This is a genomic window from Mucilaginibacter sp. (assembly GCF_036383575.1).
Taxonomy (GTDB): Bacteria; Bacteroidota; Bacteroidia; order Sphingobacteriales; family Sphingobacteriaceae; genus Mucilaginibacter.
The window spans coordinates 1-12,710 of record NZ_DASVOB010000893.1 but is presented as its reverse complement, the minus strand read 5'-3'; the positions used below and the strand labels follow the sequence as shown (position 1 = coordinate 12,710).

Here is a 12,710-nt window from a genome sequence, read left to right as displayed (position 1 = left end):
TTCAGCATCCAGTTAATGCCATACTTATCAGTAAGCTCTGCGAAGTACGCTCCAAAGAACATATCGCTCAAGGGCATATTCACCTTGCCTCCGGCCGATAGCTCATTAAACAAGCGCTCGGTTTCTTCGCGGCTTTCGGGTTCAACGTTAATGTGCATATTATTGCCGGTTTGTAATTTGAAACCCATGCTTTCCGGTGCATCGGTTGCCATCAGTACGTGGCCGCCCATAATGGTAAGTTCGCCATGGATGATCAATTTCTTATCGGCTTCGTTCATCTGGACCTCAGCAGGCAACGCTATATCACTAAAACGCGTAAGTTTTTTGCCAGTGAATTCGCCCTTAAAAACCTCTTTGTAAAAGTTTAAAGCCTCTTCGGTGTTGCCGTTGAAATTTAAGTAAGTGGTAACCCTTGCCGTGTTGTTAGGCTTCAGGTCCTTCCTGATCTTGAAACCAGTGCTCAGGTAATGATCAAGGTTGCTTAAGCCGGCAGTGAAGCCTTCCTGGAAGCCCATGCCAACAATGGTTTGCATATCCTCTACTTTATCAAAATAGATATCTATGTTAACAGTAGTGCGCTCACCATCTTCAGCGAAATTCTTCTCCCAGTTCATGACAGGGAAACTGGTATTTGTTACACCGTTTTCATCACTAAATGAAACCGCATTGGTGATTTTTTTTGGTGTGATGATGGTTTTATATTCTTCCTTGCACCATGTGGGGTGTTCTGTGTGCTCAGGCCCAACCATCTGATATAACCAGTAACCGCCTTCCCTGAAATCCATAAATTTAGTTTCGGCGCGATAGGGTTTCGGCGCCCACCATTGGTCAAGGATCTCGCTTTCGGTCCAGGCCTGCCATACTAAATTGATCGGCGCGTCAAAAGTTCTTATCACATTTAGCTTTTTGTTTTGCAGGTCTTTGGTAAATACAGCTTCGTTGTTTGTCATGATTGTTTGTTTTTTAGGTTTTGTAATACATTGTCTAACTGGCTAAAACGGGTTTCCCACAGGGCGCGGAACTGGTCCATCCAAACATCTACTTCTTTCATTTTTTGAGCATTAAAATGATAATAAATTTCGCGGCCGGTTTGTTTTTGGCTAACCAACTGGCATTCGCTCAGGATCTGGATATGTTTGGATACAGCCTGACGGCTGCTTTGAAAATGTTCGGCAATGGCGTTAGGCGTCATGGCCTGCAAAGCCAGCAGACTAATAATAGCCCGGCGGGTTGGATCGGCAATGGCCTGAAATACATCTCTTCTCATAAATTATTCCTATTTGCAATCAAATGATTGCAAATATATGTGCAATTAATTGGTTGCGGAAATTTATTTGAAAATTTTAAGGCCAATTGTAATTTTCAAATACAGATCTTAAAATTAAAGGAAGGTTTTAACAGGAATGGGAAGGCAATAGAATACTGCCGGAACTTTAAACTCAAAGCCGTTTAGTACCGCTATATTGCTTGAGGATGGATGGACTATTCTTCGTCGGTAAAATGAACTTTCCGTTTTTCCTGGGCAAACTTATCGGCATTATAGCTGTCGGATTGTCCCCTGGGTATAGAGAGAGAAGCCCAGTTTTCATTGCATAGCATCTTGCCTAAAAAAACTATCTGGCCAACATGATAGGGGTAATGGGCCAACTGCCTGTTAATAGCTTCCATAACGGTATGGCCCTGATTGCGGATATAGATGATCTTGTCGAGATCATCGGCAGTTAGTTTATCAAGTGTATCAAAAAGGCATTTCCATCCCTGTTCCCAGCTATCTAAAACTGTTTGGCGGGTAGGGGTGGATGGGGTAAATTCAGCTTCGCGATTGCGGGTAGGCTTTTCTCCATCGGTGGTAAAAATATCAGTCCACCTGGAAATCATATTGCCCGAGATGTGGTTCACGATCATAGCAACACTGTTTGATTCAGGGTTATATTGCCAGGATAACTGCTCGTCGGTAAGCTGCTCAAAAGTTTTTTCGCCCAGAGATTTGTAATAGGCAAATTGCTTTTTTACGCTGGTTAAATAATCGTTTTCCATAGGTTAAAGTTAGGGGGCAAAGATTTAATAAACAATAAAAAAGGCATCCTAATAGATGCCTCAAATATTTTAAACGAACAGGGAACCTAATCTCTGACCTCTAATCTCTAACTATTTCTTCTTCAATTCCCTGATCTCGGTTTTTAACTCTTGTAGCTGTTGTTGGGTTTGGCGGTTTTCGAGATAGAAATATATCGCGAAGCCTAAAAAGATCTTTCCTAACACAAACACACCGGCAAATACCCAGCGCCATGATTTATGCAGGCGCATATGGTTTGATTCGGATTCGATAGATATGAATTGTTCGGGAGGAGCCGTTTTTTCATAGCCGTTATGCCCGTGGTCTGTCCTGAACTTAACAGGCTGGGTGTAGGTTTCCCTGCGGATAAGACCATCAATCTCGTCTTCGATCTTGTCCCAGGTGCCTGGCGGAGGAGCAAGGGCCATATCAGCCGCAATTTTTTCCATGTCTATTTCCAGCTGTTTCAGGGCCTCATTTACCTCGGGATATTTGGCTTTCATGTACATCAGCTCTTTAACTTCCTCATCGGTAGCCACGCCCATTACAAAAACTTCAAGAATGCCGCTATCAATGTACTCTTTCATCGTTCCTCCCGTTCCTGATAATAGTGAAACATTCCTTTAGTGTTTTTCTTACTTCCTCTTCTGTTTTGTTTAGTTCTTTTGCAATATGCGATGTTGTTTTGCATTGATAATAAGCACCGAGAAAAACCTGCTGCTGCAGTGGTGTCATCTGGGCTATGTATCTATTATTTACCCAGGGCATATTTTGCCCGGCTTTCCTCTCGGTTTCAGTATCGAGGGTCTCGAAAAAGTTAGCCAGTTTTCGACGCGCTATTATTTGTAGCCGACAAAGTACATTTACCCCGGCTTTTGAAAGTTCTTCTATTTCGTTAGGTACTTCGTTAAAAACAGCCGCGAGGTACTGTTCAGCTACCGTTTTATTTTGCACCACCTCAAAAATATAGCCCAAAAGCTTTGCCGCGTAACTGTTATAAAGGCTCCGTAAAGCCTCCGAATTGCTCCGGGCCAGGGGTGCAGATGTTTGTAACTGCGGATTCAAATTAGGGTCAATTAAAGAATATTATAATTTCAGTATTCAACCAAATATATATAAATTATGTTACAAGTTAAATGGAAATTGTGCAAAAAGTGTGAAAATGAGGCTGGTATTTCACACTCCTGAAAGTTGTATATGCTTGTAAAATAATTTTTTAAGATCCGGTCCGGATGTAACATGCCTAAATCTTTGGTGTCTTATTCCTTGAAATTACAGCAACTCATTTATGCAATTAACGGATACTTTACCAACTGAAAATAATATTAGCTCTTCGGCTACATCGAAGCTATTTTACATCGACAATTTAAAAATTGCATTAACTATTCTGGTGGTGTTGCACCATGCTTTTATTACTTATGGCGCACCGGGGGGCTGGTATTTTACAGATAAAACCACCCACACAGGCGCACTCATTCCCATGACCATATTTGTTTCTGTAAACCAGTCGTTTTTTATGGGCTTCTTCTTTTTCATTTCGGCCTACTTTACGGCTTCGTCATTTCAAAAGAAAGGAGTAGCGCGTTTTACTGCCGATAGGTTAAAACGTTTGGGGATCCCGCTGTTATTTTACTCGTTCGTCCTATCGCCGGTGTTGAGCTATATAGTTTACCGTTTTGCCCAAGGGCACCGGATCTCCTACCTGCAATATCTGAGCGGTTTTGACGGATGGATAGATTTTGGGGTGCTTTGGTTTGTGGCGGCATTATTGTTATTCAGTTTAATTTTTGTGTTGATCGGCTCAGTGGTAAAACTCCAAAAGCCGAGATCCGGAAAAGCGCCATCGGCCCTTGTTGTGATATTATTTGCTGCGGGATTAGGAATTGCTACCTATATCGTACGGATTGTTTTTCCGGTAGGCTGGATACTTAAGCCGGTTGGGTTTCAGCTGGGCCATTTTCCGCAATACATCGCTATATTTTGTGCCGGGATAATGGCATCGCAGAATAACTGGCTTAACGGGTTTAGCTTAAAAACGGGCAAGTTGTTTGCCTGGCTGGCAGGTTTCATGATCCTGGTGGTATTCCCGGTAATGTATTTTGTAAAGGAAAGTACACACAGTTCAATTGAGGACCTTTGCGGGCAGGGGCATTGGCAGTCATTTATGTATGCCTGCTGGGAACAGTTTACCGGTATTTTTATCATGACTGCCTTGCTGATCATGGTAAAATATAAATGGGCAGGACAGTCCGCAATTGGGAAAGTGATGTCGCGGGCTGCATTTGGGGTATATATTTTCCATCCGCTGGTGCTCATCTCGCTTTCGGTAATGGCTATAGGCTGGCCTATGGATCCTGGCTATAAATTATTGATCGTCGGGCCGCTGGCTGTGGCGGGTAGCTTTTTATTATCGTCTATCCTGGTGAAGATACCGGGAGTAAATAAGATCATTTGATCCGATATAGGACATCTTATGTGCATAACCGGACGTTTAAGAAAGTTGATTATTGTTTAATGTATTGATTTCTAACTATTTAAAACAATGGCACGATATGCGTGTATAATAAGATACAGGGTGAGATTTAACCTGATTTAGTTGATCGATAGCTTTGAGATGTTGTCGACATTGCGTTCCGGGGTGAGATACGGGACGCATTTTTTTTGCCTCACCCTAAATCCTTCTCCGGGGGAGAGGGACTTAAAAAAACTTGTTGTTTAGTCCCCCCTTACAGGGAGATTAGAGGGGGGCTTAGCCGTTGTTGGTGTTGTCACAAACAACTCTGCGTTGCACAATTACCGTATCGGTCAGCAAACAGTAATTCTGTGATTATAAGAAAATAACGGGCATGAAAAGTTGTTGGAGACAACACCAACAACGGCATTGTAGTTACTTGAAATAAATAGAAATAAGCTTACTGTTTCCCTTTCAAACTATCGGCCTTTGCTTTTTCTTTCTTCTTAAAAAAACCTCTCAGGAAAAAGTTATGTTGCACCGCCTCCAGATCATCGTTTAATTTTATAGATGCCGCCTGTAGGTTGTTAATAGCCGATTGTGTTTGTACTGCTGCTTTTGGATCGTTCAATAATACGCCCAGGGCATTATCTGTAGTGTTGAGCTTATTGCTTGCTTTTGTAAGATTATTAGTTAGCGTTGAAGCGTTTGTTGCGGTTTGCTGCAACTGGGTTACCGCTTGTTTAATTTGAGCAAAAGTTGCGGTATCAGTCAGCATTTTATCGGCAAGGCCGCCCTTGGTATTTATTTTACGGCTAAATTGATTAAGTTGAACCGCCATTAAAGCCGCACTTTGAGTGGTAGCCTGCAGGTTACGCATAGCACCGCGCAGTTGTATGGCCATGGTGCTGTCTGCCAGTAAAGCACCAACGGTGCCTTTGCCCTGAAGGATGTTATGACTTAATGATTTAAAATCGTTGGTAATAGCCAGCAGGTTTTGGTTATTGTCTTGCAGGGTTTTAAGCATATCGTCGGTCGAAAGCATTTTTTCTGATTGCAGAACATCGCCATCATCTACTACCGGTGCCTGTGCGGTGCCACCCTCTATTACGATAAGCTTGTTACCTATTAACCCGTCCGACCCGATCTTGGTCTTCGCATCGCGGCGGATGTATTGCTGGGCAGCTTCATCAACGTTCATGTATACCTGAACCTCTGATGGGCCGATGAATTTGATATTGCTGATAGTCCCCACCTTAACACCCGAAAACCAAATGGCGTTGCCTTTTTTTAAACCGGCAACATCGGTAAACACCGCGCTAAGCTTTATATTTTTAACAAATGCTTTTTGCTGACCGCCCAGGGTAAATACCCCCAATATAAATAATACGAGGCCAAGTGCCAGGAATATGCCTACTATGATCGATTTTCTGTTTTCTGCTGGATCCATGATAATGGTATATCTTATCTAAGTGTTGTTATTGTATAAAGTTGTAATCGTAAAAAGGTTTCACCCGGCTGTCGTTGGTATTAAATACTTCCTCGAAAGTACCGGTGCGCTGAAACTGCCCGTCTAAGAGCATAGCAATCCTGTCGCCGGTTTGTTTGGCGCAGGTAAGGTCGTGCGTTATGATGATAGATGATGTATTGTAACGCTGCTGTACCTCGTTGATCAGGTCATTGATCTCAATACAGGTTATAGGGTCAAGGCCGGCCGTAGGCTCATCATACAGCATAACCTCGGGGTTAAGGATTAGCGTGCGTGCAATGCCGATACGCTTACGTTGCCCGCCCGAAAGCTCAGACGGCATCTGGTTAATAGTTTGCGAAAGACCCACTGCATCAAGTACGGTTTCTACCGCGGTATTGATCTCTGCTCGGGTTAGGTTACGTTTGTTACGTACCAGCGGAAACTCCAGGTTTTTGCGCACGGTCATACTATCGTACAATGCGCTGTTTTGAAAAGAAAACCCTATCCTGATGCGTAGCTTCTGCAGCTCATCTTCTGTAATGTGAGCTATATCCTGTCCAAATACTTTTACTATGCCTTCGTCTGCCTTAAGCAGGCCTGATATGATTTTGATCAATACCGATTTGCCTGTACCCGAACGACCAAGTACAACAAGGTTTTCGCCCTGGTAAAGGTCAAGGTCAATACCACGGAGCACGGCGTAATCCTGGAAAGCCTTTTTTAAGCCCCTGATGCTGATAACCGGGTTGCTATGATCTGCCTGTACTGCTGCCTTTTTCATATCTCAATTAATTAGCGGAACCAGCCGGTTATCTGTACAATAATTACTTCCTCAATAAATACCAGGAACATGGCAGTAATTACCGCACCATTCGCTGCTTTACCCACACCTTCGGTGCCTTTATTTGAATTATAGCCCTGGTAACAGCCTACAATACCAATAGTAAAACCAAATACAATTGATTTGATGAGCGATGCCACAAAATCGGTAAAGGTTAAAGGCTCAAAAACTTCCTGTATAAAGGTTGTCCAGGTGGTGCCTTCGTTTTGGGTAACATTCAAATAACCACCAAACAAGGCCACAAAGCCTGTATATGTTGATAAAATTGGAATAGTAAGCGTGGTGGCAAGTACACGGGTACATACCAGATATTTAAAAGGTTTGGTGCCCGATACCTCCATGGCATCTATCTGCTCGGTTACCCGCATGGAGCCTAATTCGGCACCGATACTTGAACCTACTTTTCCTGAAGCTATGAGTGCCGTAACCAATGGGGCAAGGGCACGCATAATGGCTATAGATACCAATGAAGGCAGCCATGACTCGGCGCCAAATTGCGATAGCGATGGCCTTGATTGCTTGGTAAATATCACACCAACGATGAAACCGGTAACTGATATTAGTGTAAATGAACGCACGCCTACTTCGTAGCACTGGCGTACAACTTCCTTCAGTTCAAAAGGCGGTACAAAGGCCTCTTTAAAAAAACGAAGGATAAACTGGTTTATCTTATAAAGCGTAAAAAAGAAGTCGCTCAGGCTTTGTTTAAGCTTCGCCAATCTTTTTGGATGCTTTGTTATGCTTTGCGTATTGTCCATTCAATAGGTACTTGTATTAATATACGGTTACTTCTACAAAACCTGCCGGAGTTTGTTTGCCGTAATTGTTTTATTTCGTTCATATACTTTTTTGCTAACTTTTTAAATCGTTTTAAAAACATTTTGTTCGATCGGTAAAATGAAATAAAAGTATTATGTATCAGTGCTTTATTGTGCTGTTTATGGCAGTAATTTAGATGTTTTTGTTAATTTAAAACTAAATAATGTAAAAAAAGTATTATATCTTACCTCTGTATTAAAAGTACATTTGATAATAAACCAATTATAAGTGCTGTAGCAAAACACCGGCCAAAATCCTTACCGGTATTAAGCGGGCAAATTATCAAAAACAGTGTTAATGGCAGATTAAATTACGGCTAATTAAATCCTTTTGACCATTTGGGTTAAATGTTTAAACTTATTTGTCTGCAAACCTAAAAGTTAAAATTTATATAGCGTAACACAGCCCCTAAAATATAGTTAATGAAGTGTAAAATTTTGATATGTTGCCTTGTTATGCTGTATATGCCGGCATTTTTAAGCGCGCAATCAAACCCATTTCAGTTTTCACGGCTCGATATCAATAATGGATTATCACATAACCAGGTAAACTGTGTTTATAAAGATGATAAAGGTTTTATGTGGTTTGGCACCCTATCCGGGCTTAACAAATATGATGGCTATAAGATCAAAACCTTTAAACATGCCAGTAACGATACTACCACTTTAGATGACGATTACATTGTTAGCATAACCCCGGGCCCGGAAAATAAGCTATGGATCGAAACCCGCATGGGCTTTAATATTTATGATCCTGCTACTGAGAAGTTTACCCGGAACTATAAAGATTTCCTGTTTAAAATAAAGCTGTATGATCCCTACATAGCTGCTATTAAGAGTGACAGATTTGGTGATTTTTGGTTTTTGCACCACAATAAAAGCCAGGGTATCTATAAATACGATCCTAAAACAACCCGGCTCATCAATTTGGTGCACAAGGATCATGATAGCAGTTCCATTTTTTCCAACATGGTTACCGATCTTGCTGTCGATTCAAAAAAAGGGATCTGGCTGGTATCCAATACCGGGGTTTTGGAAAGGCTCGACCCGGTTACTTACAAGGTTAACTACCGTAAAGCTTTGGGTGAGCTGCCTCCGGGCCTGAGCTCATCCTACAAAATATACATCGACAGGCAGGATGATATTTGGGTATTTGTACCGAGCTACTCATCGGGCGTGTTTTATCTCAATATGCAAAAAGGCATCTTTAAACATATTGGCAAAGGTGCGGCCGGTACAGGGCTCAATACAGATGTAGTATCAGACCTGGCAGAGGATGATCAGAACAGGATGTGGATAGCCACAGATCACGGCGGTATAAACCTGCTTGATAAGCAGACCTTCAGCTTAAGTTATATGCTTAACCGCGAGGATGATAATAAAACCGTAGGCCAAAACAGCGTAACCTGCGTTTACAGGGATTATTCGGGCATTATGTGGTGCGGTACTTATAAAAGAGGGCTTAGCTATTACCATCCAAGTATTATCAAATTTGCAGGGTATACCCACCATCTCAGCGATCCGAACAGTTTGCCTTTTAGCGATGTGAATAATTTTGCCGAAGATAAACTGGGCAATATCTGGATAGGTACCAACGGCGGAGGACTTATTTACTGGAACCGTAAAACCGGCAGCTTTAAGCAGTACCTGCATAGTGCTAATGATAAAAGCAGCCTTACAAATAATGTGGTAGTTTGCCTGTTTATTGACCGTGAACAAAAGCTATGGATAGGTACCTATTATGGCGGTTTGGATTGTTACGATGGCAAAACCTTTAAGCACTACAAGCATAGTGATGGTGATGTAAACAGCATCTCGGAAGACAGGGTTTGTTCTATTATGGAAGACAGCGACCAAAACCTTTGGGTTGGTACCCTGTCGGCCGGCCTAAACAAGCTCGATAAAAACCGGCAGGTAGTGGCAAACTATAAATTTGACGGTGATATCAGCAAAAATACTATCCATTCGAACTATATAAGTGCCTTGCTCGAGGACAGGCGTAAAAATATATTGGTAATAACCGCCTATGGTGTTGATGTGTTGATGCGGAAGGATAATAAGTTTACCCATTACCTGCATGATGATAAAGATCCCAACAGCCTGGTAAATAATAATACCAATAACATTTTGCAGGATAGCCAGGGATTAATATGGATCAGCACCCGCGAAGGGCTCAATGTTTTTAACCCGGATACTAAAAAATTTACCGCCCTCACCAAGCAGGATGGCCTGCCCGATAATACCACAATAGATATCAGGGAAGATGAAAGTCGCAATATTTGGGTAAGTACGCCAAACGGGCTGTCAAATATTATTGTAGACCGAAGTAAGCCTCAACTCCAGTTCCATTTCATAAACTATAATGAAGCTGATGGCTTACAGGGACGCGAGTTCGCCGAAAACTCATCAGTAAAAACCCGCGAGGGAGAATTGATTTTTGGAGGGGGCAACGGCTTTAATATTTTTAAACCATCGGCCCTGAATTTTAATAAAGGAAGTTCGTCCCTGCTCTTTACCGATTTTCAATTGTTTGATAAAAGCCTTGATGTAGGCGAAAAGGTTAACGGAAGGGTAATATTGCCCAAGTCCATTTCCCAGCTTAAAGAAATAGTGCTCAACTACGATCAGAATGTGTTCTCTATTGAATTTGCCGCCCTTACCTTCTTTAACCCTGATAAGGTAAAGCTGCAATATGCTATGGAGGGCTTTTATGATGGCTGGATCTCGGTTGATAACAAACTTCGTAAAGCTACTTACAACCTTGAGCCGGGCGATTATACCTTCAAAGTGCGGGCAACCAACAATGAGTTTTGGAATGGAAAGGAGATAGCCCTGCACATCAGGATCTTGCCACCGTTCTGGAAAACTACCTGGGCTTACGTAGTTTATGCGTTGCTGTTTATTGGCGGCTTGTTTTATTTCAGGCAGCGGGGCATTCAAAAATTAAAAGTGCAGTTCTCTATCGAAAAGGAACGGGAGGAGGCCCAGCGCATGCACGAGCTTGATTTGATGAAGATCAAATTCTTCACTAACGTAAGCCACGAGTTTCGTACGCCGCTATCGCTTATCATGGCCCCGGTTGATAAGATATTGAAGCAGGTGAGTGAGCCCGAAACCCGGCGCCAGCTTACCATGATCACCCGCAACGCCAAACGATTGCTCAATTTGGTTAACCAGTTGATGGATTTCAGAAAGATGGAATACCAGGAGCTTAAACTGTATAAACGATCAGGAAATATCATTGCTTTTATTAAAGATCTGTCATGGTCGTTCACCGATATAGCCGATCAAAAGCATATCAGGTTTGTTTTTGATACAGATACGGAAGAGTTTGTTACCAGTTTTGACCATGATAAAATTGAGCGCATCCTGTTTAACCTGCTTTCAAATGCTTACAAGTTTACACATGAAGGAGGCCAGGTAAGTGTGCTCCTTAACCTGAAGCGCAGTAATGAAGATGATGATTACCTGTTGGAGATCAGGGTGGTGGATACCGGTATAGGGATCCCTGCCGAAAAAAGGGACCGGATCTTTGAGCCGTTTTTTCAGCATGATATTCCGGGATCCATGTTAAACCAGGGCAGCGGGATAGGGCTTTCCATTACCAGGGAGTTTGTAAAGCTTCACAACGGCGAGATCTTTGTTGAGAGCGAGCATAACCAGGGCAGTTGCTTTACGGTAGTATTACCATTGCAAAAGATTGATGAAGCGCTGTTTACTGATACCGACTATCACTTGCAACATAACAGTGACTTTTTGATGGATGCCGAAGCTGCAAAGCCAAATCAGCCTAAAGAACACCGTGATATCAAAAAGCCAACGGTATTATTGGTGGAAGATAACGAGGATTTTAGATTTTATATTAAAGATAACCTAAAGGATGCCTTTAATATCATTGAAGCCGAAAACGGTAAAAAAGGCTGGCAAAAAGCTTTGGCCCAGCACCCTAACCTGGTAGTAAGCGATATCAGCATGCCCGAAATGAATGGGATCGATCTGTGCCGCAAGATCAAGGGGGATTCGCGCACATCGCATATCCCGGTGATATTACTTACTGCCCAAACTGGCGAGGAGCAACAGATCAAAGGTTTGGAAACGGGTGCTACCGATTATATGACCAAGCCGTTCAATTTCGAGATCCTGCATTCTAAAATAAAGAACATCCTCAGTCAGCAGGAAAAAATGCGTAAAACCTACCAGAAACAGGTAGATGTTACGCCCACTGAACTACAGGTTGATTCGCCGGAGGAATTGTTTATCAAAAAAGTATTGATGCTGATAGACGCTAATATCTCCAACCCTAATTTCTCTGTCGAAGAGTTGAGCAGCGAGATGTTTGTAAGCCGGTATACGCTTTATAAAAAGATCTTGCAAATGACGGGTAAAACCCCTAATGAACTTGTGCGTTCCATGCGTTTGAAACGCGCCGCGCAATTGCTCGAAACAGGCCATCTTACCATATCCCAAATTTGCCACAAGGTTGGCTTCAAGAGCCAGAAATACTTTGTGCGCACCTTTAAAGCCGAGTTTAACAGCATTCCATCCAAGTACCAGGAAGCCATGAGCCAGGAGTGACCGTTGATTTTCTCTTGATTACGTTGATTGCGCTGATTTTTCTGAACCAGGAGTGACCGTTGATTTTTCTCTTGATTATCTCACTGCCGCGGGTTTAGCGATAGCGTAACCCGTGGTATAACATTCCTAAAGCTTCCAGCTTTAGTAGTAATTCGTTTGCGTTGCCATCACTTCTTTTAATGCAAAACCCATGTCATTGCGAGGAGGAACGACGAAGCAATCTCGTAGCCATACAGGGCGGACACATTGGCTACGAGATTGCCACGCTGCGCTCGCAATGACATGGTTTATGGTGAGTGGAAAATCTCAATTCTCCCATTTCAAAATTACCTTCTTTTGTCTCACAATAAACCGAATCTGGTGATACTATTATAGCATCAAAATATCATTGTAAACTATATTAATGGGTGCACATTTGTAACTATTGTAGTCTTTTTATGACAATATTTTATATTAAATTATTGATAATTAAACTGTTAGATGTGGTTGACATTTGT

Annotated in this window: 10 protein-coding genes; 2 read left to right on the top strand and 8 right to left on the bottom strand. The window is 42.2% G+C overall.

Annotation, left to right across the window (positions count from 1 at the left end):
• The 5 genes from VF500_RS31395 to VF500_RS31375 all read right to left on the bottom strand — a co-directional run.
• The coding region (locus VF500_RS31395; RefSeq protein WP_330863433.1) for an SRPBCC domain-containing protein at positions 1-950 on the bottom strand (950 nt) is incomplete at its 3' end.
• The gene (locus VF500_RS31390; RefSeq protein ID WP_091217982.1) at positions 947-1,267 is read right to left on the bottom strand and encodes an ArsR/SmtB family transcription factor; all 321 of its coding nucleotides are present in this window, start codon (positions 1,265-1,267) and stop codon (positions 947-949) included. The genes VF500_RS31395 and VF500_RS31390, both read right to left, overlap by 4 nt.
• 215 nt (positions 1,268-1,482) lie before the next feature.
• The gene (locus VF500_RS31385; RefSeq protein ID WP_330863432.1) at positions 1,483-2,037 is read right to left on the bottom strand and encodes a DUF1572 family protein; all 555 of its coding nucleotides are present in this window, start codon (positions 2,035-2,037) and stop codon (positions 1,483-1,485) included.
• Between the two features lie 111 nt (positions 2,038-2,148).
• On the bottom strand, positions 2,149-2,643 hold the full coding sequence (locus tag VF500_RS31380; protein ID WP_330863431.1) for a hypothetical protein: 495 nt from the start codon (positions 2,641-2,643) through the stop codon (positions 2,149-2,151).
• Positions 2,627-3,121 carry an RNA polymerase sigma factor gene (locus VF500_RS31375; protein WP_330863430.1) on the bottom strand — a complete coding sequence of 165 codons (495 nt, stop codon included), beginning with the start codon at positions 3,119-3,121 and terminating at the stop codon, positions 2,627-2,629. The genes VF500_RS31380 and VF500_RS31375 overlap by 17 nt, the downstream gene beginning before the upstream one ends.
• A gap of 223 nt (positions 3,122-3,344) precedes the next feature.
• Between VF500_RS31375 and VF500_RS31370 the strand changes: the two genes are divergently transcribed.
• Entirely contained in the window at positions 3,345-4,511 is a 1,167-nt protein-coding gene (locus VF500_RS31370; RefSeq protein WP_330863429.1) for an acyltransferase, read from the top strand.
• 457 nt (positions 4,512-4,968) lie between these two features.
• Here the strand turns inward: VF500_RS31370 and VF500_RS31365 are convergent, their stop codons facing one another.
• From VF500_RS31365 to VF500_RS31355, 3 genes are read right to left on the bottom strand one after another with little or no spacing between them, the layout of a single operon-like run.
• Positions 4,969-5,958, bottom strand: coding sequence for an MlaD family protein (locus VF500_RS31365; protein WP_330863428.1), 990 nt, complete (start codon positions 5,956-5,958; stop codon positions 4,969-4,971).
• A 28-nt stretch (positions 5,959-5,986) separates the two neighbouring features.
• Entirely contained in the window at positions 5,987-6,760 is a 774-nt protein-coding gene (locus tag VF500_RS31360) for an ABC transporter ATP-binding protein (RefSeq protein ID WP_330863427.1), read from the bottom strand.
• A gap of 11 nt (positions 6,761-6,771) precedes the next feature.
• A complete protein-coding gene (locus tag VF500_RS31355; RefSeq protein WP_121224297.1) occupies positions 6,772-7,578 on the bottom strand; it encodes an MlaE family ABC transporter permease in 807 nt (268 codons plus the stop codon).
• 525 nt (positions 7,579-8,103) lie between these two features.
• Here VF500_RS31355 and VF500_RS31350 point away from each other — a divergent pair.
• Complete coding sequence (locus VF500_RS31350) at positions 8,104-12,213, top strand: two-component regulator propeller domain-containing protein (RefSeq protein ID WP_330863426.1); 4,110 nt, start codon at positions 8,104-8,106, stop codon at positions 12,211-12,213.
• Positions 12,214-12,710: the final 497 nt, after the last annotated feature.